The 23,804-nt window shown below is 70.8% G+C and carries 26 protein-coding genes; 17 read left to right on the forward strand and 9 right to left on the reverse strand.

Features of this window, described 5'->3' with window-relative positions:
* Positions 1-7 precede the first annotated feature (7 nt).
* Positions 8-1,390, forward strand: a complete 1,383-nt coding sequence (locus P2P98_RS18125; RefSeq protein WP_058595975.1) for a DEAD/DEAH box helicase — start codon at positions 8-10, stop codon at positions 1,388-1,390.
* Here the strand turns inward: P2P98_RS18125 and P2P98_RS18130 are convergent.
* Positions 1,378-2,034: a biliverdin-producing heme oxygenase gene (locus P2P98_RS18130; protein ID WP_275801662.1), complete on the reverse strand. Its 657-nt coding sequence runs from the start codon at positions 2,032-2,034 to the stop codon at positions 1,378-1,380. The genes P2P98_RS18125 and P2P98_RS18130 overlap by 13 nt on opposite strands.
* Before the next feature lie 206 nt (positions 2,035-2,240).
* Here P2P98_RS18130 and P2P98_RS18135 point away from each other — a divergent pair, with 206 nt between their 5' ends.
* From P2P98_RS18135 to P2P98_RS18155, 5 genes are all read left to right on the forward strand, one after another.
* Positions 2,241-3,512 (forward strand): serine hydrolase domain-containing protein, encoded by a 1,272-nt coding sequence (locus P2P98_RS18135; protein ID WP_275801663.1) that lies wholly within the window; start codon positions 2,241-2,243, stop codon positions 3,510-3,512.
* Positions 3,513-3,519: 7 nt separating this feature from the next.
* Complete coding sequence (locus P2P98_RS18140; RefSeq protein ID WP_275801664.1) at positions 3,520-4,428, forward strand: EamA family transporter; 909 nt, start codon at positions 3,520-3,522, stop codon at positions 4,426-4,428.
* Between the two features lie 101 nt (positions 4,429-4,529).
* On the forward strand, positions 4,530-4,871 hold the full coding sequence (locus tag P2P98_RS18145; RefSeq protein ID WP_275801665.1) for a DUF3140 domain-containing protein: 342 nt from the start codon (positions 4,530-4,532) through the stop codon (positions 4,869-4,871).
* A 96-nt stretch (positions 4,872-4,967) separates the two neighbouring features.
* Complete coding sequence (corA, locus tag P2P98_RS18150) at positions 4,968-5,966, forward strand: magnesium/cobalt transporter CorA (RefSeq protein ID WP_275801666.1); 999 nt, start codon at positions 4,968-4,970, stop codon at positions 5,964-5,966.
* A 114-nt stretch (positions 5,967-6,080) separates the two neighbouring features.
* Complete coding sequence (locus P2P98_RS18155; protein WP_275801688.1) at positions 6,081-7,562, forward strand: amino acid permease; 1,482 nt, start codon at positions 6,081-6,083, stop codon at positions 7,560-7,562.
* A gap of 190 nt (positions 7,563-7,752) precedes the next feature.
* On the opposite strand, the gene P2P98_RS18160 is transcribed toward P2P98_RS18155, so the two are convergent.
* Positions 7,753-8,928 carry a 4-hydroxybenzoate 3-monooxygenase gene (locus P2P98_RS18160; RefSeq protein ID WP_275801667.1) on the reverse strand — a complete coding sequence of 392 codons (1,176 nt, stop codon included), beginning with the start codon at positions 8,926-8,928 and terminating at the stop codon, positions 7,753-7,755.
* Between the two features lie 200 nt (positions 8,929-9,128).
* Positions 9,129-9,881 carry an IclR family transcriptional regulator gene (locus P2P98_RS18165; protein ID WP_275801668.1) on the reverse strand — a complete coding sequence of 251 codons (753 nt, stop codon included), beginning with the start codon at positions 9,879-9,881 and terminating at the stop codon, positions 9,129-9,131.
* A gap of 90 nt (positions 9,882-9,971) precedes the next feature.
* On the opposite strand from P2P98_RS18165, the gene pcaH reads away from it, so the two are divergent.
* From pcaH to P2P98_RS18195, 6 genes are all read left to right on the forward strand, one after another.
* Positions 9,972-10,781, forward strand: coding sequence for a protocatechuate 3,4-dioxygenase subunit beta (pcaH, locus tag P2P98_RS18170; RefSeq protein WP_275801669.1), 810 nt, complete (start codon positions 9,972-9,974; stop codon positions 10,779-10,781).
* 70 nt (positions 10,782-10,851) lie between these two features.
* Positions 10,852-11,412 (forward strand): protocatechuate 3,4-dioxygenase subunit alpha, encoded by a 561-nt coding sequence (pcaG, locus tag P2P98_RS18175; protein ID WP_275801670.1) that lies wholly within the window; start codon positions 10,852-10,854, stop codon positions 11,410-11,412.
* A gap of 7 nt (positions 11,413-11,419) precedes the next feature.
* Positions 11,420-12,790, forward strand: coding sequence for a lyase family protein (locus tag P2P98_RS18180; RefSeq protein WP_275801671.1), 1,371 nt, complete (start codon positions 11,420-11,422; stop codon positions 12,788-12,790).
* Positions 12,787-13,569 (forward strand): alpha/beta fold hydrolase, encoded by a 783-nt coding sequence (locus P2P98_RS18185; protein WP_275801672.1) that lies wholly within the window; start codon positions 12,787-12,789, stop codon positions 13,567-13,569. The genes P2P98_RS18180 and P2P98_RS18185 overlap by 4 nt, the downstream gene beginning before the upstream one ends.
* A complete protein-coding gene (gene pcaC, locus P2P98_RS18190) occupies positions 13,569-13,949 on the forward strand; it encodes a 4-carboxymuconolactone decarboxylase (RefSeq protein WP_275801673.1) in 381 nt (126 codons plus the stop codon). The genes P2P98_RS18185 and pcaC overlap by 1 nt, the downstream gene beginning before the upstream one ends.
* A 530-nt stretch (positions 13,950-14,479) precedes the next feature.
* Positions 14,480-14,917, forward strand: a complete 438-nt coding sequence (locus P2P98_RS18195; RefSeq protein WP_275801675.1) for a GNAT family N-acetyltransferase — start codon at positions 14,480-14,482, stop codon at positions 14,915-14,917.
* A 76-nt stretch (positions 14,918-14,993) separates the two neighbouring features.
* Here the strand turns inward: P2P98_RS18195 and P2P98_RS18200 are convergent, their stop codons facing one another.
* On the reverse strand, positions 14,994-16,310 hold the full coding sequence (locus tag P2P98_RS18200) for a cytochrome P450 (RefSeq protein WP_275801676.1): 1,317 nt from the start codon (positions 16,308-16,310) through the stop codon (positions 14,994-14,996).
* A 321-nt stretch (positions 16,311-16,631) separates the two neighbouring features.
* Between P2P98_RS18200 and P2P98_RS18205 the strand changes: the two genes are divergently transcribed.
* From P2P98_RS18205 to P2P98_RS18215, 3 genes are all read left to right on the forward strand, one after another.
* Entirely contained in the window at positions 16,632-17,021 is a 390-nt protein-coding gene (locus P2P98_RS18205) for an ester cyclase (protein WP_275801677.1), read from the forward strand.
* 101 nt (positions 17,022-17,122) lie between these two features.
* Entirely contained in the window at positions 17,123-17,419 is a 297-nt protein-coding gene (locus tag P2P98_RS18210; RefSeq protein ID WP_275801678.1) for a hypothetical protein, read from the forward strand.
* A complete protein-coding gene (locus tag P2P98_RS18215) occupies positions 17,419-17,856 on the forward strand; it encodes a BLUF domain-containing protein (protein WP_275801679.1) in 438 nt (145 codons plus the stop codon). Before P2P98_RS18210 ends, P2P98_RS18215 begins: the two co-directional genes overlap by 1 nt.
* Before the next feature lies 1 nt (position 17,857).
* On the opposite strand, the gene P2P98_RS18220 is transcribed toward P2P98_RS18215, so the two are convergent.
* Positions 17,858-18,946 carry a Gfo/Idh/MocA family oxidoreductase gene (locus tag P2P98_RS18220; protein WP_275801680.1) on the reverse strand — a complete coding sequence of 363 codons (1,089 nt, stop codon included), beginning with the start codon at positions 18,944-18,946 and terminating at the stop codon, positions 17,858-17,860.
* The gene (locus P2P98_RS18225; protein WP_275801681.1) at positions 18,919-19,626 is read right to left on the reverse strand and encodes a ThuA domain-containing protein; all 708 of its coding nucleotides are present in this window, start codon (positions 19,624-19,626) and stop codon (positions 18,919-18,921) included. Before P2P98_RS18225 ends, P2P98_RS18220 begins: the two co-directional genes overlap by 28 nt.
* A gap of 99 nt (positions 19,627-19,725) precedes the next feature.
* On the opposite strand from P2P98_RS18225, the gene P2P98_RS18230 reads away from it, so the two are divergent.
* On the forward strand, positions 19,726-20,712 hold the full coding sequence (locus tag P2P98_RS18230) for a LacI family DNA-binding transcriptional regulator (protein ID WP_275801682.1): 987 nt from the start codon (positions 19,726-19,728) through the stop codon (positions 20,710-20,712).
* Between the two features lie 211 nt (positions 20,713-20,923).
* On the forward strand, positions 20,924-21,556 hold the full coding sequence (locus P2P98_RS18235; RefSeq protein ID WP_275801683.1) for a Pr6Pr family membrane protein: 633 nt from the start codon (positions 20,924-20,926) through the stop codon (positions 21,554-21,556).
* Positions 21,557-21,649: 93 nt separating this feature from the next.
* Here P2P98_RS18235 and P2P98_RS18240 read toward each other — a convergent pair whose 3' ends face one another.
* The 3 genes from P2P98_RS18240 to P2P98_RS18250 all read right to left on the reverse strand — a co-directional run bounded on the left by P2P98_RS18240 (position 21,650) and on the right by P2P98_RS18250 (position 23,245).
* On the reverse strand, positions 21,650-22,225 hold the full coding sequence (locus tag P2P98_RS18240; protein WP_275801684.1) for a YdeI/OmpD-associated family protein: 576 nt from the start codon (positions 22,223-22,225) through the stop codon (positions 21,650-21,652).
* A gap of 169 nt (positions 22,226-22,394) precedes the next feature.
* Positions 22,395-22,625 (reverse strand): hypothetical protein, encoded by a 231-nt coding sequence (locus tag P2P98_RS18245; protein WP_275801685.1) that lies wholly within the window; start codon positions 22,623-22,625, stop codon positions 22,395-22,397.
* A 2-nt stretch (positions 22,626-22,627) separates the two neighbouring features.
* The gene (locus P2P98_RS18250; RefSeq protein ID WP_275801687.1) at positions 22,628-23,245 is read right to left on the reverse strand and encodes a hypothetical protein; all 618 of its coding nucleotides are present in this window, start codon (positions 23,243-23,245) and stop codon (positions 22,628-22,630) included.
* Between the last annotated feature and the right edge of the window lie 559 nt (positions 23,246-23,804).

A 23,804-nucleotide genomic window follows, 5' to 3' on the forward strand; every position in this document is an offset into this window, starting at 1 on the left:
TGAATCGGTGACCACCCCGCCTCTTTCCGCCGAGCAGCAGGCGCTGTTCCGGCTGATCGAAGACACGCGGGAGCACGTCTTCGTGACCGGGCGCGCGGGGACGGGCAAGTCGACTCTGCTGCAGCACCTCGCGTGGAACACGCAGAAGCAGATCGCCGTGTGCGCGCCGACGGGCGTGGCGGCGCTCAACGTCGAGGGGCAGACGATCCACTCGCTGTTCCGTCTGCCGATCGGCCTGATCGCGAACGGCGACATCGACCAGAACGACGCGACCCGCAAGATCCTCAACGCGATCGACACGCTCGTGATCGACGAGATCTCGATGGTGAACGCCGACCTCATGGATGCCATCGACCGCTCGCTCCGTCAGGCGCGGGGCCGGCGCGCCGAGCCGTTCGGCGGCACCCAGATCGTCATGTTCGGCGACCCGTACCAGCTCGCCCCCGTTCCCCCGCGCGGTGACGAGGCGCGCTACATCCGCGACCACTACCGCTCGTTCTGGTTCTTCGACGCGAAGGTGTGGTCCGGCGAAGCGGCGAGCGACGGGCTGATCGACATCGGGCGCCACGGGGCCGACCTGCACGTCAACGAGCTCGTCGAGATCCACCGGCAGTCCGACCCGGGCTTCAAGACCCTGCTCAACGCGGTGCGTTACGGACGCGTGACGGCCGAGATGGCCGGCATCCTGAACACCGCCGGAGCCCGCACGCCCCCGCACCCGGCCGACGGCGAGCACCCGATCATCACGCTGGCGACGCGCAACGATCGCGTCAACAGCATCAACCGGCGCCATCTCGAGGAGCTCGTGGGGCGCACGCAGACCGCGAACGCCGAGATCTCGGGCGACTTCGGGCGCGGTGAGGCGAACTATCCCGCCGAGATGGAGCTCACGCTCAAGGTGGGGGCGCAGGTGATGTTCCTGCGCAACGACTCCGCGCAGTTCGGCGAGGCGCCGCGGTGGGTCAATGGCACGATCGGCACGGTGACGCGCATCGCGGGCGACAGCGTGCGGGTCGAGGTCGACGGCATCCAGCACGATGTCGAACCCGCCGTGTGGGAGAGGTACCGCTACGCGTACGACCCGGGGACGAAGAACCTCTCGCGCGAGATCGTCGCAGAGTTCACGCAGTTCCCGCTCCGGCTCGCGTGGGCCGTCACGATCCACAAGTCGCAGGGCAAGACGTACGATCGCGCGGTCGTCGACCTGGGTGCCGGGGCCTTCGCCCCCGGGCAGACCTACGTCGCACTCAGCCGGTTGACGTCTCTCGACGGTCTCTACCTGTCACGGCCGCTGCGCCCGAGCGACATCCGCGTCGACGAGGACGTGCGCCGCTTCATGAAGCAGGCGTGGCTCGGACGCCAGCAGGGCGATCGTGCTCAGGCGACCTGAGCCGCCTTGGCTCGCGCGAGGTCGGCGAACAGCTCGGTGTTGAACCGGTACGCCACCAGCACCTCGTCGATGACGCGCGCCTTCTCGTCGTCATCCCACGGGACCGCGTCGAGCTGCTCGCGGTAGACGTTCTTGAACGCTCTCGGGTCGGCGATGTCGCCGAACAGGAAGAACCCGATCCCGTTGGTGTCGAATCCGAAGCGGCGCTGCATGAGGCGACCGATGAACGGTCCGCCCGACAGGTCGCCGAGGTAGCGCGTGTAGTGGTGAGCGACGAAGCCCCCCGGCCAGGTCGCGGCGACGCGGCGGATCCGCGACACGTACGCCTGCGTGGTGGGCAGGGGGCTGATCTGCCCGCGCCAGTCGGAGCCGAGGAGGAACGCGAGGTCGGCCTCCAGGGCGGGCAGGCGGGTGAGCTTGTCGCTGAGGAACACGGATGCCACCGGGTCGTGGCGCATGTGCTCGCCCGCCGTCTCGAGGGCCTCGTAGATGAACCACTGCTGCGCGATGAGGGCGATGTAGTCGTCGCGGGAGCCGGTGCCGTTGAGGAGGTCGGTCATGAAGCCGTCGCACTCGCTCGTCGAATGCGCGCTTGTGGAACAGCGCTCGCGCAGAGCGGCGGAGAACGGGACGACGGCGTTCATGGGGACATCATACGCACAGGGTTAGGTGAACCTAACCCCCGATTTCCTGTGGTTTCGCCGCTGATCGGCGCACCGCCGAGCGCTCGCGGCGAGATGTGATGCAGACGTGACGCCGCCCGGGCGCAAGCGGCAAGTCGCTTCGGGCGGCGTGTGTTTGAATTCTTGGAGCGCGCGATTCGTCGCGCGCGGATTCCAGGGGGTTCGATATGGGGACATGGCGTCGGTCTGCTGCGGCCGCGATCGCCGGCGCGAGCGTCCTCGCGGTGATCCTGAGCGGGTGCACCGCCGAGAACTCCGTGTCCATCGACGTCCCCGCCCAGGTCGACGCGCCGTTGCCCGACCAGACGGTCACCGAGCTGCGCGACGCCGTCACGACCGCCATGGCGGCGACCGGGTCGAGCGGCGCCATCGTCGGCGTGTGGGCGCCCTGGAGTGGGAGCTGGGTGTCGGGCGTGGGCACGCAGGGACCGGGCGGCGCCGAGGTCTCGGCCGACCTGGACTTCCGTGCCGCCGATGTCACCGGCGCGATGACCTGCGACGTGCTCTACGAGCTCGCCGCCGACGGCACGGTCAAGCTCGACGACCCGGTGACGACGTGGGTCAGCAACCTCCCCGGGTACGACGACATCACCCTGCGCATGCTCTGCAACGGCACCTCGGGGCTCGGCTCCTACTCGTCCGTGCTGCAGGGGACCGAGCTGAACAACCCCGACCGGGCGTGGAACCCGCGCGAGCTGCTCGCGTACGGCATCGCGAGCCCTCGTCTGAACCCTCCGGGGGCGGCGTTCGCCGACTCGGACACGAACTACCTGATCGCCGGGCTCGCCGCCGAGCGCGCGACCGGTGAGACGCTCTCGGACCTCATCCGCGACCGCGTCGCCGAACCCCTCGGGCTGTCGAACACGAGCCTGCCGGGGTCGGCCGCTGCCGCGCCCTCGTCGACCGCCCTCGAGGGGTTCCGCTCGCAGCAGCTCCCCGAGGGCGGATGGACCTGCGATCAGCCCCAGGACGTCACCGTGACCTCGTCGAGCTTCGGCGGTGCCGCCGCGGGAGCCGTGACCGACATCACCGACCTCGGCCGCTATACGCAGGCGCTCGCCGCCGGCTCCCTGCTGCCCGAGGGGAGTGACAGGTTCTCGTCGCCCCTCCCCGTGAGCGCCGACGACCCGACGTGGTTCACCGCGGCGGGCGGCGCGTACCAGGCCGGTTCGCTCATCGGACAGTTCGGTGCGACGGCGGGTTACATGGTCGGCTCCTTCGCCGACCCCACCACCGGCATGGCCGTCTCGGTCGTGCTGAACAACTCGGCCGGTAACCCCAAGACGGCCGCGTGGCTCAGCTGGGAGCTCGCGGCGATCGCGTCGAAGGCTCCGGCGGCTTCGGGGCAGACCGCTCCCGAGGCGGGACTGCCCTGGACGGCCCAACAGATGCGTGACGGTATCGTCGGCAACGCCATCTGCACCGTCCCCGCACAGTGACGCCGGCATGAGGGCGGCCGGCGGGCCGCGGTCGGCCGCGGCGCTGGTGCTGATCGGGCTCGCGTGCCAGGAGGTCGGTGCCTCGTTCGCCGTCATGCTGTTCCCGCAGACGGGGCCGCTCGGCATCGTCATGCTGCGTCTGCTGTTCTCGGCGACGCTCCTGCTGATCATCGCCCGACCGCGGTGGCGGGGTCACTCGCTGGCGCACTGGCGCGAGGTCGTGGCCTTCGGTCTCGTCCTCGCCACGATGAACGGACTGTTCTACCTCGCGCTCGAGCGACTCTCCCTGGGCGTGACCGTGACCATCGAGGTGCTCGGCCCTCTCGCGCTCTCGATCGTCACGGCGACGGGCCTGGCGCGCTGGCTCTGGGCGGGACTCGCGCTCGCCGGCGTCGTGGCGCTGGGCGCGGGCGGGTGGGACCGGCTCGATCCTCTGGGCGTGCTGTTCGCGCTCGGCGCGGCCGTGAGCTGGGCGCTGTATATCCTCGCGTCGGCGCGCGTCGGGCGAGCCTTTCCCCGCCTCGACGGCCTCGCGCTCGCGATGGCCATCGGGGCGATCGCGGCCCTGCCGTTCGGGATCGCGCAGGCCGGCGAGGTGCTCCTGCGCCTCGACATCCTCGCCCTCGGCGCCGCCGTCGCCGTGCTGTCGTCGACCGTGCCCTATGCGCTCGAGCTCATCGCTCTCCGACGCCTGCCGGCTTCGGCCTTCGCGATCCTCATGAGCCTCGGCCCCGCGACGGCCTCGACGGCGGGATTCCTCCTGCTCGGTCAGCACCTCTCGTGGCTCGAGGTGGGCGGCATCGCCCTGGTCATCGCGGCGAGCATCGGAGCCGTGACGGCGGCCGCCCGGCACGCGCCCGGTGCGCGGCATCCGGGATCCGACCCGAACGGGCCGCTGAGCGAGCCCGTCGGCTGAGCCCCCTCGGCTGCGCCCTGTCGGCTGTGTCGCGGATGCCACGTGCCACGGGGTCGCGCAAGGGGTCCGGCGGCACGCGGTTCGACGGTCAGCATGGGCGTATGAGCGAACGCAGCGATGACGACGAACAGACCCGCGCCGAGTTCGGGGAGGCCGTGAACATGACGGCCGGTGAGCTGTCGGATTGGCTCGACACCGACGAGTCCCGCAGCGTCGGGCAGAAGAAGGACGGCGGGGAGTCGACCGGGCACGAGAGCGGTCGGCACATCGTGCGCATCCTCAGAAAGAAGAAGGCCGACCTCACCGACGCCGACATCGCGCACATGCGGAAAGTGGTCGGGTACGTCAAGCGGCACGGAGCCCAGCGCCCGAAGGGCGAGATCACCGACACCGATTGGCGGTACTCGTTGATGAACTGGGGTCACGACCCGAAGAAGGACTGATCCCGCGGCCCCGGCGATGACCGGGGCGCTATGACTCCCGTCTGAGTCGGCGCACCACGTCATCGCCCGTCCACCTGCGGGGCGTAGAACTGATACATGCCCATCATCGACAGCGCCGTGTACGTCGACGGCCACCGCATCGAGAACCCCGCCAGCCTCGACCAGACATTCGAGTACATGGAGGCTCACGGCGGGATGGCCTGGATCGGGCTGTTGCGCCCCTCGCCCGAAGAGCTCGAACGCGTCGCGGCGGAGTTCTCGCTGCACCCCCTCGCGGTCGAGGACGCGCTGGCCGGGCACCAGCGCTCGAAGCTCGAGCGGTACGGCGGCAATCTCTTCGCCGTCCTGCGCCCCGCCCGGTACATCGACGAGACCGAGACCGTCGAGTTCGGCGAGCTGCACGTGTTCGTCGGCGAGGACTACGTCGTGACCGTGCGCCACGCCGAGGTGCCCGACCTGGCGCGCGTGCGGCATCGGCTGGAAGAACAGCCCGAACTGCTCGCCCGCGGCCCCGAGGCGGTGCTCTACGCGATCCTCGACGAGGTCGTCGACCAGTACGACCCCGTCGCGCGCGGGCTGCAGAACGACGTCGACGAGATCGAGGACCAACTCTTCGGAACCGGCGGCGCTGAGCTGACGCAGCGCATCTACGAGCTCGCTCGCGAGGTCATCCACTTCCAGCGTGCGACCGAACCCCTGCGCGACATGCTCCAGGCGCTGTTGCGCGGCGCCGAGAAGTACGGCGTCGATATCGAACTGCAGCGGTCGCTGCGCGACGTCCTCGACCACGTCCTGCGCCAGTGCGACAAGCTGACGTCGATGCGCTCGATCCTCGACAACGCCCTGACGGTCAATGCGACTCTCGTCACGCAGCGCCAGACGGAGACGTCACTCGAGCAGAACGAGCAGGTCAAGAAGATCTCCGGCTGGGCGGCGATCCTCTTCGGGCCCTCGCTGATCGGCGGGATCTACGGCATGAACTTCAAGAACATGCCCGAGCTCAACTGGGAGTTCGGCTACCCGATGGCGCTCGTGCTCATGGTGCTCGTCTCGGCGGGACTGTGGCTGACGTTCAAGGTGAAGAAGTGGCTGTGAACCGCGGCATCCGGAATCCCGACACTCGGCGCGCTTGCTGGACAGGGGCTGCGTGAAACGAATGATGGGTACGTGAACGACTCCACCCCCCGTGCCGGCGACGCTGCCGAGCAGATCCACACCTCGACCGTTCAGCTCGAGGACGCCGGGTACCACAAGCGGCTGACGTCGCGTCAGGTGCAGATGATCGCGATCGGCGGGGCCATCGGAACCGGTCTCTTCCTCGGTGCCGGCGGGCGCCTCGCTCAGGCCGGACCCGCGATCGTGCTCTCGTACGCGGTCTGCGGGCTCTTCGCGTTCTTCATCCTCCGGGCGCTCGGCGAGCTCGTGCTGCACCGCCCGACCTCGGGCTCGTTCGTCTCGTACGCCCGCGAGTTCTTCGGCGAGAAGGCGGCGTTCGTCTCGGGCTGGTTCTACTGGATCAACTGGGCGACGACGACCATGGTCGACATCACCGCCGCCGCGCTCTACATGAACTTCTTCGGCAAGTACGTGCCCTGGATCGCCGCGGTGCCGCAGTGGGCCTGGGCGCTCGCCGCGCTCGTCACGGTGCTCGCGGTCAACCTCGTGTCGGTGAAGGTGTTCGGCGAGCTGGAGTTCTGGTTCGCGCTCATCAAGGTCATGGCGCTCGTCGCGTTCCTGCTCGTGGGCATCTACTTCGTCGTGTTCGGCACCCCCAACGGCGCCCCCGTCGGGTTCTCGCTCATCGCCGACAACGGAGGCTTCTTCCCCAACGGCATCCTGCCCGCGATCATCCTGATGCAGGGCGTCGTGTTCGCGTATGCCTCGATCGAGCTCGTCGGAACCGCGGCGGGCGAGACGAAGAACCCCGAGAAGGTCATGCCGCGGGCGATCAACTCGGTCATCTTCCGCGTCGCGATCTTCTACGTCGGCTCGGTGCTCCTGCTCGCGCTGCTGCTGCCGTACACCGCGTACTCGAAGGACGAGAGCCCCTTCGTGACCTTCTTCGCCTCGATCGGGGTTCCGGGCGTCGACGTGATCATGAACCTCGTCGTGCTCACCGCCGCCCTGTCGTCGCTGAACGCGGGGCTGTACTCGACCGGTCGCATCCTGCGCTCCATGGCGGTGGCGGGATCCGCGCCGAAGTTCGCGTCCCGCATGAACAAGGCCGGCGTCCCCTACGGCGGCATCGCGATCACCGCGGTCGTGGCCCTGTTCGGTGTCGTGATCAACTACGTCAACCCCAGCGACGCGTTCGAGACGGTGCTGAACGTCGCCGCCGTCGGCATCCTGGTCACCTGGGCGACCATCATGCTCTGCCAGATGAAGTTCAAGCGCTTGGCCGATCGCGGGGAGCTGGTCCGCCCGACCTTCCGGCTGTTCTGGGCGCCCTACACGGGATACGCGACGCTGGTGTTCCTCGCGGTCGTGCTGGTGCTGGTGTTCATCGACTCGCCCGCGACGCTGGTCGTCGCGATCGTCGCGAGCCTGCTCATCACGGCCGGATGGTTCGCGTGCCGAAAGCGCATCGCCGAGCTCGCCGCCGAGCGCGAGGGCTACACGGGGACGGTGCCGGTGGTGCCGAGCCCCTTCCCCCAGCCGCGCGACAAGAACGCACGCGGCAAGAAGGACTGAGCCCCTCGCGGGGGTGACGCGGCGCTCGGGCTCCGGCTCGGGCGCCGCGCTCGTGCGGGGCTCGGGTCCGCGCGGGGCGGGGTTGCCGGCAGCCCCACCGTCGAGTGTCCAGAACACGCCGTTATTCCGGGGGTGGTTACGGCGTGTCTTGGACACTCAACGGGCGGGAGCGCCGCGATGCGGCGGCGAGTCAGGCGTCGAAGGGCCAGCCGCAGTACGCCTCGGCGAGGTAGGCGCGGCCGTGCTCCGATTCCACGACGGTGCGCAGCTCGCCGAGCTGGCGGCGGCGGTCGAAGTCGGTGGCATCCGGAGCCACGTGGAGGAGGCTCGTCATCCACCACGAGAAGTGCTGAGCCTTCCAGATGCGCCGGCTCGCGGTCTCGGGGTAGGCGTCGAGCAGCCGCTCGTCGCCCTCGAGCAGCAGGGCGCCGAGGGCGGCGGCGAGCAGGCGCACGTCGGCGATCGCGAGGTTCATGCCCTTCGCGCCGGTGGGCGGGACGGTGTGAGCGGCGTCGCCCACGAGCGCGACGCGACCGCGGCGGAGCTCGTGCGCGACGAAGCTGCGGAAGCGCAGGACGTCGCGCTGGAAGATCGGGCCCTGCTTCAGGGTCGTACCGGGGACCCGCTTCTGCAGCTCGTCCCACAGCTGCTCCTCGCTGAACGCCGCGGTGTCGGTCTCGGGGTCGCACTGGAAGTACATCCGCTGCACCGTGTCGGAGCGCTGGCTGACGAGCGCGAAACCGTCGGGGGAGTTGCTGTAGATCAGCTCCTCGCTCGACGGTGGGGCTTCGCACAGGATGCCGAACCAGGCGAAGGGGTACTCGCGGAAGTACCCGCCGGTGCTCGACCCGGTCACGGTGGCACGGGCGACGCTGCGCGAGCCGTCGGACCCGACGACGAAATCGGCCTCGATCTCGAGGGGGTTCCCTTCGGCATCGCGCGCGATCACCCGCGGACGCTCGCCGTTCTCGATGCCTTCCGCGGTGACGCCGAAGCGCAGATCCTGCCCCGCGGAGAGGCGCGCGGCGATGAGATCCTTCAGCACCTCGTGCTGCGGATAGAGCCACACCGCACGGCCCACGGTCGCGGCGAAGTCGATGCGGTGCCCCTCGCCCTCGAAGCGCAGCTCGATGCCGTCGTGGCGGTGGCCGACCGTGCGTGCGCGTGAGGCTTCGCCGATCGTGTCGAGCAGCTCGACGGTGCCCTGTTCCAGGATGCCGGCACGGATCGTGCTCTCGATCTCGTCGCGCGAGCGCTGGTCGATGACGACCGAGGCGATCCCCGCCTCATCGAGCAGGTGCGACAGCAGGAGGCCGGCGGGGCCGGCGCCGACGATGGCGACACGGGTGCGGACGGTGGTGGTCATGGCGTCTCCTTCGACGGTGGCTGTGTCGATGGTGGCCTCGCGGTCGTCGTGCGACGGCGCGACTCTCGTTGAACGGGATGTGGGTCTCAGTGGTTCATTTGTAGGACCGGTCGGGGTCGGGAGTGCCGCACGCGTCACTTTGGACACCACCCGCCCCAGCGATCATGCAGATGGACGTGCCTCGTTCGCGTCGGATCTCCTCAGCGGCGATAACCCAGCGTGCGCTCGATGTCGCGGGAGGCACGGTGCAGCTCGACCAGGGCGAACTGCGTCTCGGCGTCGCGCGGGAGCACGACGGAGAGAGCGGCGATGACGGCTCCGGTCTCGTCGCGCACGGGCACGGCGACGCCGGTGGACACCTCATCGACGTACCCGGGGGCGATCACGCGGCCCAGTGTGCGGATCTCGGCGAGCGTGCGCCGGAGCGCCGCCGGGTCGACGATCGTCTCGGGGGTGACGCGGGGGAGAGGGCCGGCGAGCACCCGCTCCTGGAGGTCGCGCGGGGCGAAGGCCAGCAGCACGAGGCCGGACGACGAGGCGTGCACGGGAAGTCGCCCCGCGACGCGTGTGATGTTGGCGCCCGAGTCGGGAGCGCTCAGGCGCTCGAGGAACAGCGCCTCGTCGTGCTCGAGGATCGCGAGCTGCGTGTGCTCGCGCACGCGTTGCTGCACGCGCTCCATGTAGGGCAGCGCCGCCTGGCGCAACCGGAGCGCGTGCGATGACCGCGTCGCCAATTCCCACAGGCGCATCCCCACGCGTACACGTCGCTCATCGTCGCGCTCGAGGAGGCCGGCATCCACCAGCTCGTTCACGATCCGGTGCGCCGACGAGCTCGGCAACCCCGCACGTCGGCCGATGTCGGCGGTCGTCTGCGCGGTGCGGGTGGGCGTGAAGGTCTCGAGGATCCGCACCAGCCGGTCGGTGACCGAGTCGCCCGAGGGGGAGTTCGCCATGAGCTCAGGATGCCACGATTCCCATTGAGCGGGAACAGGTCGCCGTCCCGCAGGTCGGTGACGGACGATGGTCTGGTCGAAGGAGACCCCATGACGCACACCCCCGCCGCGGCGCCCGAAACGCTGCTCGCCGCTCCCGACCAGGCCACGCAGGGCCAGATCGTCGCCGAGATGCGCACCCGTCACGCCGAGCTCGATGCGCTCGAGGCGGCAGGGGAGCGGGTCGCCGCGACCGCCCACGACTTCCCCGCCTACCGCTCGAGCGTGCTGCGGCACCCCACCAAGAACCCGAAGCTCGTCGATCCCGAGACGATCGAGCTGTTCTCGCCCGCGTTCGGACAGCGCGACGTCGCCGCGATCGAGTCCGACCTCACCCTGCAGCACGCCGGTGAGCCGCTCGGCGAACGCATGAGCGTGCAAGGGCGTCTGCTCGACTCGTGGGGGCGACCGATCGCGAACCAGCTCATCGAGATCTGGCAGGCCAACTCGGCGGGTCGCTACATCCACCAGCGCGATCAGCACCCCGCCCCCCTCGACCCCAACTTCACCGGGGCGGGCCGTGCGATCACGAACGAGAACGGCGAGTACCGCTTCACCACGATCAAGCCCGGCCCCTACCCGTGGAAAAACCACCGCAACGCCTGGCGCCCCGCGCATATCCACTTCTCGGTGTTCGGCTCGTCGTTCACGCAGCGCCTGGTGACGCAGATGTACTTCCCCGGGGATCCGCTGTTCGCGCTTGACCCGATCTACAACAGCATCCACCGGCAGAAGGATCGCGACGCCCTCGTCGGCGTCTACGACCACGACCTCACTTCGCCCGAGTGGGCGACGGGCTACCGGTTCGACATCGTCGTCGACGGCCCCGACCAGACGTACTTCGAGCCAGAGGACGAGTGACATGACGACGACATCGACGAACGGCTCGGTTCCTGAGCCTGTCGAAGAACGAGCAGGAGGGCGACGAGTGATGAGCACCCCCGCCAAGACCCACCGCGCCACCCCCGGCCAGACCGTGGGCCCGTTCTTCGCGTACGGCCTCGAGTACCCGAAGCAGCACGAGGTCGTGTTCCCGCACTCGCCGGGGGCGATCGTGCTGGGCGGCACCGTGTTCGACGGGGCGGGAGCGCCTGTCCCCGACGCGCTGGTCGAGATCTTCGGGGCGGATGCCGACGGCTCGGTGCCGCGGGCGCGCGGCGCGTTCCGCCGCGACGACCACACGTTCACCGGTTTCGGGCGCGCGTTCACGAACGACGAGGGGCACTTCGAGTTCTGGACGCGCGAGCCCGGTGGCATCCAGGGCCGTCCCGGCTTCTACGCGGCGATCGTGTTCGCGCGGGGTCTGCCCGACAAGCTCCACACGCGCATCTACGTCCCCGGCGACGACGCGGCGCTCGCCGCGGACCCGCTGCTGTCTTCGCTCGACGCGGGCGAGCGCGCTAGCCTCGTGGCGACGCGAACGCCCGACGGGAACCTCCACCACGACATCCGGTTGCAGGGCGAGAAGGAGACGGTCTTCCTTGCCTTCTGATCCCCCCGTGCCCATCGATCTCGGGCTGCTGTCGCCCGTGACCGTGGGGCACGACACGTTGGTGTCGGACTCGTTCGTGCTGAGTGCGCTCGTGCGCGCGGAATGCGCTCTCGTCGCCGCGTACGAGGAGGTGGGCGTCGCCCCGCGCGAGGCCCGTCGCGACATCGACCACGCGTTCGGCATCGACGAGAAATACGGCAAACCGGCCGCGGGTCTCGACGTCGACCGTCTCATCGCGGAGTCGGTGAGCGGGGGCAACCCCGTGATCCCGCTCGTGGGCATGCTGAAGGCGCAGGTGCCGGCCGAGCATCGGGCGTGGATCCACCGCGGGGCGACCAGCCAGGACATCCTCGACACGGCCCTCATGATCGTCGCGCGGCGGGCGATGGACCAGGTGCGCTCGTCGCTGCGGATCGCGGGCGAATGGGCGCGCCACCTCGCCGTCGCTCACGTCGACGACGTCTCGGCCGCACGCACCCTCACCCAGCACGCCGTCCCCACCACCGTGGGCGCTCGCGCCGCGACCTGGGCGCGCGGCATCGAGCGGGCGTCGCGTCGGCTCGGGACCCTGGAGTACCCCGCGCAACTCGGCGGAGCGGGCGGCACGCTCGCATCGTTCGTCGAGATCACCGGCTCGAAGGACATCGCCGCGGGGCTCCCCGCCGCCTTCGCGCGGGCACTCGATCTCGACGTCCCCGACGCGCCGTGGCACGTGACGCGCTGGCCGATCACCGAGCTGGGCGATGCGCTCGTGCAGGCCATCGACGCCCTCGGCAAGGTCGCAGGCGACGTGGCGACGCTCAGTCGCACCGAGATCGGCGAGGTGTCGGAGGGCGTGGGCGGCGGCTCCTCGGCGATGCCGCAGAAGCAGAACCCGGCGGAGGCGGTCCTCATCCGCTCCGCGGCCCTTCGCGCGCCGCAGCTCGGCGCGACGCTGCACCTCGCGGCATCCCTCGCCGTCGACGAGCGCCCCGACGGGGCGTGGCACGCCGAATGGCCGACCCTGCGGGAGCTGCTGCGGCTCGCACTCGGCGCGACGCGGCATGCGGCCTCGATGCTCGCGCACCTGCGGGTCGATGCCGCGGCGGCGCAGAGCAACGCCGACCTGACCGGGGGGCGCCTCGTGAGCGAGCGTCTGCGTGGCGTTCTCGTGCCGCTCATCGGGACCGATCGCTTCGCGGAGCTGCTCGCGGGAGACGCCGACCTCGGCGATGCCCTGCGGGCGATGCCCGAGGCCGCGGGTCTCGACGTCGACGAGCTGCTGGGCCCGCGCGCGTACGTGGGCCTGGCGCCGTGGTTCGCCGCGGGGGCCGAGGCCGAAACACGTCGCCGAGACCGCACGGGATCGGCCGCACATCGAGACGAGGGAGAGCAATGAGTGCAGTTTCGCTGATTTCGCTGACGGCGCCGGTCGGGCCGGAGGGCGCGCCGGTCGTCGTGCTGGGGCCGTCGCTGGGCACATCGACGATCGTCTGGGACGACGTCGTTCCGCTCCTGGTCGACGAGTACCGCGTCGTCGGCTGGGACCTGCCGGGTCATGGCGCGGGGCCGATCACCCATGAGGCCTTCACCGTCGGCGACCTCGCGGATGCCGTGGCGGCTGCCGTCCCTGACGACACGTTCTTCTACGCCGGTGTCTCCCTCGGAGCGGCGACCGGACTGGAGCTGGCGCGACGGCACGGTGACCGGGTGCGTGCCGCCGCGATCGTGGCATCCGGAGCGCAGCTCAGCGACCCCGAGGCGTGGCACGACCGCGCTGCACAGGTGCGAGCGCAAAGCACCTCGAGCCTCATCAGCGCCTCCGCCCAGCGCTGGTTCGCTCCCGGCTCGATCGAACGACGCCCCGAGCTGACCGGGCGCCTGCTGCACGCGCTGCAGGATGCCGACGACGACAGCTACGCCCGCTGCTGCGAGGCGCTCGCCGGGTACGACGTGCGTTCCTCTCTCGGCGAGATCACCGTGCCCGTCCTCGCAGCGTGGGGTGCGGCTGACGCTATCGCGCCCGAGACCAAGGCCGCCGAGATCGCCGAGGGTGTGAAGGACGGCCGCACGGCCCGGATCGACGATGCCGGACATCTGCCGCCCGCCGAGCAGCCCGAGGCTGTTGCCGCGCTTTTGCGCTCGTTCTTCGCGTCGACCTCGGGGGAGGGCTTCTGATGGCCACCGACCAGGAACGCTACGACCAGGGGATGACCGTGCGCCGCGCGGTGCTGTCCGACGCGCACGTCGACCGTGCCACCGCGGCCACGACCGACCTCACCGCCGACTGGCAGGACTTCATCACGCGCGTGGCCTGGGGCGACATCTGGTCGCGGCCGGGCCTCGACCGCCGCTCGCGCTCGGTCGCCGTGCTGTCGTCGCTCATCGCGCACGGCCACCACGAGGAGCTCGCGATGCACCTGCGCGCAGCGCTCCGCAACGGCCTCACGATCGACGAGATCCGCGAGGTCATCCTGCAGTCCGCGATCTACTCCGGCGTGCCGGCGGCGAACACGGCGTTCCGTATCGCGTCGGAGGTGTTCGAGGAGCGGGCGTGAGGTGAGGCGCTGCGGCCGGCTGGCCCATGTCCCACTGTGTGCGATCGGAGCACGTCCCCGCTGCACGTTCTGGGACTCCACCGGGCGCAATCCCGGATGAGGGCGCGAGGATGGCGGCCGGGCGGCGGCATCCGTGACGTACGCCCGCGACGATGGGCACGGCAGTGGGGCCGTGCGGCTCTCCCGGCCCGCCGACCGAAGTTCGCGCGCGCGACGACGGCCTCTGAAGCATCCCTGGGGGCGCACTCGCCTACGAATGCATCGCTCTACACATGTGGATAACTCTGTGGAGAGGTGTGCGAAACCCCGCCCGTGGTGTGCAAACCTTCTGTGGAAAACTCAGGAACCGAGGGAAACTTCGAAACTACACGGGTGTCATTTCTGCGGGGAGTTCACGAGCTGCCCTCCGCCCGCGGCCGTCCCACCGAGCTGCGGGGCACTCCGACGGGCGCGGGCTCGCTGGTGGCTGTTGCAGCCGATTCGAGGTGGGCGCGACAAGGTGCACGGCGACGCCGCTATGGTCGTGGACCATGACGGATCACCCCGTGCCGCCCGCCGTCGAGATCGCGACCCTCGCCGATGTCGACGCGCTGCTGGCATTCTGGGCGATCGCGGGCGAGAACGACGCACGGCCGAGCGACTCGGCTCCCGTGGTCGAGGCGCTCCTGCGTCGGGATCCCGACGCGGTGCTCGTCGTCAGGTCGGAGGGCCGGATCATCGGCACCGTCATCGCGGGCTGGGACGGGTGGCGCGCCCACCTCTATCGCCTCGCCGTGCACCCCGATTACCGCCGTCAGGGCCTCGCCCGAGTCCTCCTCGATGCGGCCGAGGCCCGTCTTCGCACGCTCGGCGCCGGACGCTTCGACGCGATGGTGCTCGAGGGCAACGACCTGGGCGCGTCCGCGTGGGCGGCTCGCGGGTATGCGCCCCAGCCCGAGTGGCGGCGGTGGGTGCGTTCCGCGCGCTGAGCCCGCGGCATCCGTATTCCGAGAACAGGAGATCGTGCCGAAACCGGTCCACGGCCGGTAGCCGCAGCCTCGCTGCTCAGCTCGTGCGACCGACGTGGAACGGGCAGGCCGACGGCGCGTCCGCGCGGCGCACGCGCCCGCCGGAGCGCGGCTTGGTCGGCATCCGGCGCCGGTTCACCTCGAGGCCGTGGCCCGAGATCCGCAGGCGCGGGTCGCTGAGGACGGCGATGGATGCCGCGAGCCCGGCGATCGCGAGCTTCTCGCCCGGGCAGCGGTGACCGGTCGGCACCTCGCCGCCGCCGTGCGGGACGAAGGCGTGCAGCGCTTCGTAGTCGTCGACGCCGGCGAAACGCTCCGGGTCGAACGCGGACGGTCGCTCCCATTCGCGGGCGTCGGTGTCGGTGCCGAGGATGTCGAGCACGACCCGGCCACCGGCGGAAACCCGCTCGCCGTCGAGTTCGACGTCGGTCACGGCCCACGCGGGAAGCATCGGCACGAAGGGGGCGGTCCGGCGGATCTCCTGCGCGAACGACGTGGCGAGCTCGCCGCCGACGAGCGACCCGCGCTCGGCGGTCTCGGCCGCGATGCGCTCGCGCCACTCGGGACGGTCGTGCAGCTCCTTCGCGGCGAAGGCGACGAAGCGCGAGACCGCGATCATCGGGCGGAAGCTGTTCTGCAGCTCGATGCCCGCACGTTTCGCAGGCAGCAGTCCGCCGGAGCGGTCGCGGTGCCACGCCCACGCGTGCAGTGCCGTGCCCTCGGCGGGGTCGAGGGTTCCGGCCCGCACGGCGTCGATCAGCTCGCCGGCGTGGCGGTCCGACCATCGGCGGTTGATCAGGGCGAGCGCAAACTCGGGCGAGTACGGCACGCCGAACCCGTCGACGATCTGCGCCTGCCGCCTCGCCCACCGCGTCTGTGCCGCCGCGGTGCCCGGAATGCCGGCCCACCGCATGATCGAGCGGCCCAGGGCTCCCACCGCGGCGTCGTACGCCGAGCGCTCGCCGCCGGCGACCCAGGCGTCGAGCTCGCCCTGCCACTGCCTCTCGAGCTCGGGGAGGAGCCGCTGCACCTCGTCGTCGTCGTAGAGCACGTCGACGAACGTGGCCTTGCGGTGGCGATGCTCCTCGCCGTCGAGGCTGTGCACCGAGCCGTGGCCGAAGAGAGACTCCTGGATGAAGGCCGGCATCGCGCCGTGGCGGCGGGTCAGCGACTCGTCGTAGAAGAGCCGCACGCCCTCTTCGCCGCGGACGAACAGCGCCTCGCGGCCGAGCAGCCGGAACGGAACGGCCCGCGCCCCGCGGTCGGCCCGGCGCCACAGGTGCGCGCCGAAGCCGTAGCCGCGGACCAGGAGCGAGAACGAGTCGTCACGAAGCAGGGCGAGGGGGGATGCCATGCCCCCACGTTTCCACCGCGGTGTCGAGCGGCCGAGGGGGCGGCGCACGCCGAGACGTTGTGGTACTCGCGGCGGTGGGTCGTGGCATCCGGTCCGGCGAACGGCGGGCGTGACGCCCGCCGGGTACGCGACCAGAGCGGGGACTCGGGGTGGTCGGGTGGGGGCGGGTGTGCCGTCGCGCGGAGTGCGGGGGCGACTTGCCGCGGCCGGATGCCGTAGGGCGGCGTGTCGGGAACGAACTCCGCCTAATGGCCCGGCGCCGACAGCACGCCCCGGCGTCGACGGCACGCCCGCCGAGCAGCCCCGCCGGATAATGGAACGGTGGAGGCCGGGGAGACGCGTGACTGGTTCGCCGACTTCCTCGACGCCCAGAACCGCCGTGATCTCGAGGCGGTCCGGGGCTTTCTCGACCCCGGTATGCGTCGCGCCCACCTCCCGGCCGGGGCCGAGGCCTGGATCGCCGACTACGCCGAACTGCTGCACGCCTTCCCCGACTGGCAGTGGAGGCGGATTCAGCTGATCGTCGAGGACGACCGTCTCGCGGTACACGTGCGGGGTTCCGGGACGCACACGGGCACATACCGGCACCTCTCGGCCACGCGCCGCCGCGTGAACATCGCCGCGTTCGCGATCTACCGCCTGTCGCACGGTCGCATCGTCGAGGCATCCGGTACTGACGATGCCGAACAGATCCGCGCGTTGCTCGTCTGAGATCGGACGGTTTCGGGCGCCGCTGTCAAGGAGCAGGTTCCCGGCACGCGAGCCGATACGGTCGGAGCCTGCGGATTCGCCGTGGGCAGAGGAGCGCGGAGATGACGTACACGGATCGTCCCGGGGCCGGTGTGGTCTGGGCCCGAGTCGAAGAGGGCTTTCACGTGGGCAGCCGCAACGGTGCCTTTCTGGGATACCTCGACCGCGAAGCCGACGGCAGTTACCTGGCGTACGACGGCCGTTCCCGCCTGGTCGGCCGCTTCCCGACCCTCGTCGCGGGGATGGCGGCGATCACCTCGGCACCGGTCGAGACGCGCATGTCCGCCCCACGGGATGAAGAGATCGTCTTGCACCAGGTGCGGACGGACCGCGGACTCCCCGGATCGGTCGTGCGGTGATGGCAGAGCCCCTGCGATCGGTGACGTACTCCAGCGCCGCGGTGTCGGCCTTCGGTGCGAAAGAGCTGGCCGACCTGCTGTCGTCGAGCCGGGCCGCGAACCTCGCGCGCGACCTGTCGGGCATGCTGCTGTTCCGGGGCAACAGGTTCCTCCAGGTACTCGAGGGCCCCGAGTCCCTCGTGCGAGAGCTCATCGACCGGATCCGCCGCGACCCGCGGCACCGCGACATGCGGATCCTCGTCGACGAGGAGATCGACGAGCGACGCTTCGCCGACTGGACGATGGGGTACGAGACCCTGAACGTTCCGCAGAAGGCGGCGCCCGAGGGCTTCCGCGACTCCTTCGACGACCTCGACTCCGACGACGACACGGTCACGGCGCGCGCGCTGCGCGAGCTGACGGTGTGGTTCCGCGCGCGCAGCGCGAACCCGCGCTGAGTCACCCCGCGCGCCACCGCTCCTCATCCGTGAACGGAACGACGGTCGGCGGCGCCGGCCGCGTCTCGATCTCGACGCGCGTGCCGGTGCGGGCAGATTCCTGCAGGGCCGTCATCACCTCGAGCACGTGCAGCGCGATGCCGGCATCGGTGCGATCCGAGCCCGTCCGGACCCGATCCAGGATGCCGATCCCGCGGCCCGCGTGCTCGTATCCGGCGCGCTCGGTCACGGCGTGCCACTCGTCGTGGCGGCCGGCGCGCACGCGCACCTCGCCGTCGAAGAGGTTGGGGTCCGGCACCGACAGAGTGCCCGTCTCGCCGTAGACCTCGATCGGGGCCGCATCGCTGACCGGCGCGTCGAAGCTGAAGGTCACGGTCGACACCGCGCCGCCCACGTGCTCGAGGACCCCCGTCACATGGGTGTCGACCTCGACCGGGATGACCTCGCCCGCCCGCGGGCCGCTCGCGATGGTCCGCGTGTCCCGCGGTCGCGACGAGGCTCCCGACACCCGGGCGACCGGCCCGAGCAGGTGGAACAGCGTCGTCAGGTAGTACGGCCCCATGTCGAGGAGCGGCCCGCCGCCCTCGCGGTAGTAGAAGTCGGGGTGCGGATGCCATGCCTCATGACCCGCGGACACCCAGGTCGCCGTCGCCGCCACCGGTCGACCGATGGCGCCGGCCTTGAGGGCAGCATGCGCCGTCTGGACGCCCGTGCCGAGCACCGTGTCGGGGGCGCAGCCGAGCCACGCACGTCCGCGCGCCGCGACGACGCGCTGCGCGTCCGCGAGGGTCGCCGCGAGCGGCTTCTCCCCGAAGACGTCCTTGCCGGCGGCGAGAGCTTTCGAGGCGATCTCGGCGTGCGCGGCGGGAACGGTGAGGTTCAGGACGGTCTGCACCGCCGGGTCGGCGACGAGGTCGTCGACGCTGAGGGCGCGGCATCCGTCGATCCCGTTCGCGATCTCTTCGGCGCGCGCGTGGTCGAGGTCGGCGGTCGCGACGATCCGTACGTCGGGGTGGTCGCCGAGGGTGGCGAGGTACTGCGCCGAGATGACGCCGAGGCCGACTATTCCGATACCGTGCGGCTGGCCCACAGCAGTCCCCTTTCGATGATGGTGCGCGCCGACGGCTCCCGCAGGATGTCGGGGGTGTGACCCGGAGTGGCGACGAAGACGCGCCCCGCGCCCCATTCGCGGGTCCAGACGGCCGGCGACACGATCGGGCGATGCCACGGGTGATACGGCTGCACGGGGTGCGTGGTCGTGGCGAGGACGTCGTTCAGATCGTCGGTCAGCACCCAGTACTGCTCGGTGTCGAGGTCGAAGTCGCTCAGTCCGGCGGTGATCTCGTGACGGCGGCCGAGGTCGGTGATCTCGACGCGGTACGGGAGGTAGTTGTCTTCCTCGGTGCCGGGTCGCTCGTCGGGATGCCGACCCGGATGGGTGGCGAACTGCCCGCCGACGAGCTGCAGATAGTCCGACGACGCGCGGTACGAGTCGGCGATGCCCCCGTGCCATCCGGCCAGTCCCGCGCCGTTCGCGACGGCGGTGCGCAGCCCGGCGAGAGCCTCGCGAGAGATCTCCGACATCGTGACGCACTGCAGCACGAGGTCGGTCGCGGCCATCTCGTCGGCGTCGGCGTACACCTCGTTCGACTCGCTGACGCGGACGTCGAAGCCGTTGTCGCGCAGGAACGGCAGGAACAGCTCGGTCGCCTCGACCGGGTGGTGGCCGTCCCACCCTCCGCGCACGACCAGCGCTCGTCGATGGCTCATGCGTCCTCCTCGTCGTGGATGGATGCCACCCTCCCACGGCCCTCGCGGCGGGACACGAAGCTTTGCGCAAAAGTCCGCGGCATCCGGCACACTGGGACCGTGTCCCGCCCCACGCTCGCCCAGGTCGCGGACGCCGCGGGCGTGAGTATCGCGACGGTGTCGCGGGTGCTGCGCGAGCGCGGCGAGATCTCGCCGACCACGCGTGCCCGTGTGCGGGACGCGGCTGCCGCGCTCGGATACGGCGGAGGCGGACAGGGGCGTCCGCGCGCGGGGACCGCTCGGCTCATCGACCTCGTGATGGGGCGGTACGACGGTCCGTACAGCGAAGAGGTGGTCGTCGGCGCGCGCAAGGCCGCGACGCGTCTCGGGTACGACCTCGTCCTGACCGCCGAGCGGGACGACCCCGCCGATGACTGGCCCGCGCGCATTGCCGCGCGTGGCTCGGGCGGGGTCGTGCTGGGCCTGAACGTCCCGACGGCCCGCCAGTTCGCGCTGCTCGAGGCCGCGGCGATCCCGCTCGTGCTGTTCGAGCCCTCGTCGGAGTCGCGCGTTCCGCTCCCGAACGTCCGCACGACCGACCGCGCGGGCGGCGCGGACGCCGCGCGGCACCTGATCGACCGTGGCGCGCGTCGCTTCGTCGTGGTCGACGGCGCTCCCTCGTACCGGTGGGGTCGGGCGCGCGTCGAGGGCTTCGGCGCGGCGCTCGCGGAGATCGTTCCGGATGCCGTGCTCCGCCGCGTCGCGACCGGGTGGAGCGCCAGCGGCGCCCGGTGTGTGGTCCGCGCGGCCCTGACAGAACTGCCCGGTGACGGCTCCGTCGGTGTCTTCGCGTGTTCGGACGAGATGGCTGCCGGCGTGTACGCGGCGGCGGCCGATCTGGGGCTCCGTATCCCGGACGACGTGCTCGTCGTGGGCTTCGACGACGTCCGCGGCGCGCGCTGGCTCCGCCCGGCGCTGACCACGGTGCGTCAGCCGATCCGCGAGATGGCCGCGGCCGCGGTGGAACTGCTCGTGCAGCCGCCGGCGGGGGAGCCGACGACGATCGAGCTGCCGACGCGGCTGATCGTGCGGGGGTCGACGGGGTGAGGCGCGGTCGCAGCGGTCGCGGACGGTCTCGCGTCCGGGGTGCCGTGGACGCGCAGGTAGACCGGGGGACGCCCCGGTCGCCGCGGGCATCCGCGTGACGGGCGGAGGACGGGGGTGCGCCGGACGATCCCGTGGGGCGATTCATCCTCCGCTCGTCCCTGGACCTCCGCGCGTCACGCGCCGCCGCGCCGTCGCGCGCTAGGGTCGCGGAGTGACCTCGCGCCGTGCTCGTGCGATCACGCGGCTCGTCGCCGCGGCCATCGCGCTCATCGTCGTGCTGATCGCGTACGGACTGCGCTTCGCCGTCGGCGACGGCAATCCCTTCGACTTCTTCGGATACTTCACGAATCAGACGAGCAGTCTGACCGCTCTCGTGCTGATCGCGGTGGCGCTTCATCAGCTGCGTGGGGGTAGGGTTCCCGAGGCTCTGGCTGTCGCCTGGGGCGTCGGGACCGCCTGCCTCGTCGTCGTGGCGATCGTCTACAACACCCTCGTGCCCGGAACGGGATCGGCCCCGCCCTGGGTCAGCGCCATCCTCCACATCGTGTTCCCGGTGTTCGTCGTGGTCGACTTCGCCTCGGCCCCCGATCGTCCGCGCCTGCGCTGGAGAGCGCTCTGGTGGGTGCTCCCGTACCCGTGCCTCTGGCTCGCTGTCGTGCTCGTGCGCGGGCAGACGGACGGCTGGGTGCCCTACGGATTCCTCCTGCCCGAGCGCGGCCCGGTCTCGCTCGCGGCGCACGTGATCGGCATCCTGGCTCTCCTGATGCTCGCGGCGGCGGGCGTGTGGGGGCTGAGCCGGTGGCGGGTTCGACCTGACCCGCCCGTGGGGGCGTCGCGCTCCTGATCTTCTGCGCGCCGCGGCCGAAGAGGGCTTCTGTGCGAGTCGGTTCGGTGCGGGGGGCGCGAGCCCCACGAATCGGGCGGTGCTTCGACGACCTCAGCTCGTCGGATCGACGGATGCCGCGAGCCGGGCGACGTGCGCGGCGATACGTTTCGCCCGCAGGGCGTCGCTCGTCGCGGTGACCACCGGGTGCAGCACGGAGTACCTCTCGCTCTTGTTCAACGCCTCGAAAGCACGAGCCGCTTCGGGGACGGCATCCAGGGCCGCCCGCAGGTCGGGCGGAACCTCGATCGTGGCGGACCCCGCGTAGGCGCGGTCCCAGCGGCCGTCGGCCTGAGCGCGCGCGATCTCGTCGGCGCCGCGCGGACGGATGCGCCCCTCCGCGATGAGGCGGGCCACGATGTCGACGTTCCGCGTGGACCACATCGACCGGGTGCGCCGTGGGGTGAAGTGCTGGCGGAAGGTCGCGGCATCCCGGGACTGCTTGCGCCCGTCGATCCATCCGCTGCAGAGCGCCTCGTCGAGGGCCTCGGCGTAGGTGAGTGAGGTGGGCTCGGTCGTACCCTTCTTCGCCAGCACGAGCCAGACGCCGTCGCTCGCGCTCTCGTTCGCGTCGAGCCAGTCGCGCCAGTGCGCGGCGTCGGTGACGGTGAGTTCGGGTGGGTCGGCCACGGGCGCCTCCTCGTGCGGGGTGTGTGAGGAGGGTAGTGCGGGGGTCCGACATCACGCCGCGGCGGGGCACGATGTACCCGCGATCACCTTTGGCGGGCGCTCAAGTCGCTCGAGAATCGTTTGAACGCGAAACGGCCCCGCCCGGTGCGGGCGGGGCCGAATCATCGCGTCAGTGCTGCCCGGGTGTCCTGCCGGTGAGCTTCGCCGCCTCGCGGTCGTTGGCGGACCAGACGTAGGCGACGACGCCGAGGACCGCGGCGGGCGCGAGGGCGGACAGCAAGAACAGCCCGATCCCCGCCCACAGCCCCTCGTTCGCGAACGTGGGGCTCACGGCGAAACCGATGCCGACGAGGACGAGAGTCGCGACGAGAAGCAGCCGGTTGCGATGCGTGCGGGTCATGGTTATCCCCCTCCGGGGTGCGAGACAGGTCGGCAGATTACCTGGCTGTACGCCGGTCCGGTAGGCCCGTCGGTGAAGTACACCCACAGTTCGTCATTACCGGGGCAGAACCCGTTGCCCGCGACGTACTCGTTGGCGATGGTCACCGCGAAACCCGCCACGATCCCCATCGGCGGGCTGAGCAGCCCGATGGCGGCCACGAGGCCGTAGGCCGTACCGTTCTTGATCGCGCGCTGGTCTGCGTTGTTGAAGGAGATGTATGTGCCCTCCCCGTCGCTACCGACCGCAAGATACGGAGAGATGGTGCCCGGTGCCGGCGGGACGACGCGACCGAAGTCGCCTTCGGCAAAGTGGTAGACGTTGACCGTTCGTCCCGCGTCGTCGATCCTGACGTCGAACGGGATGCCCGCCTCCTGGAACGCGGCGTGGGCCTCGCGAACCTGCTCCGTCGTGATGGTCGGGGCGGTGGTGTCCGCGACGGCCGATGCGGGTACAGGTTCGGTGTCCGAGGCTGTGGCCGGGGCCGCTGCCAGCGTCGACAGAGTGAGGGCGGCGGCCGCCGCCGCAGCTGCTGACCACCCCAGCTTCCGCTTCGTCGGTGTGATGACCGTGTTACGCATGTGAGCTTCCTCGCTTTCCATGGTTCGTGTTTCTCACGGCTTCGACGTTTCACCTCTCCAGGGAGAACATCTCGTGAGCTCAGGAAGCGTCCAGGGAATATCCATCGGGCATGCACGAGATGTCCCCCAGACGGGGGACGAACGTTTGCGCACGAGTATTCGGAGGGGTAGCCTCCGGCCTCCGCCCTCATGACCGCTGGGGGTGCCGCGGAGATGTTCGAGGCGGCCCAAGGCTTCGATTCACGGCAACACGAAAGCCGCTTCGCAGCGCGCGGAGCCTCGGGCGGCAGGGGCCCACCCGCCGCGGATCGGTTCCTACGGCACCCACGCGAAAGGTCCGCCACCCCGGCTGCGCCGGAATGTCGGACCTTTGGAGGGGCTGACGGGAATCGTCCCCACCGCCCCTCCACGCGCTGCTTCGCGCCGCGCGGAGCCTCCGGCGGCGTGGGCCCACCCAAGGCTTCGATTCGCGGCAACACGAAAGCCCTCCCGAACGGCCTGCGGCCGCCCGTGAGGGCTTTGAGGGGCTGACGGGAATCGTCCCTACCGCCCCTCCACG

Origin of the sequence: Microbacterium sp. Kw_RZR3, from assembly GCF_029222405.1 — a bacterium.
Classification (GTDB): domain Bacteria; phylum Actinomycetota; class Actinomycetes; order Actinomycetales; family Microbacteriaceae; genus Microbacterium.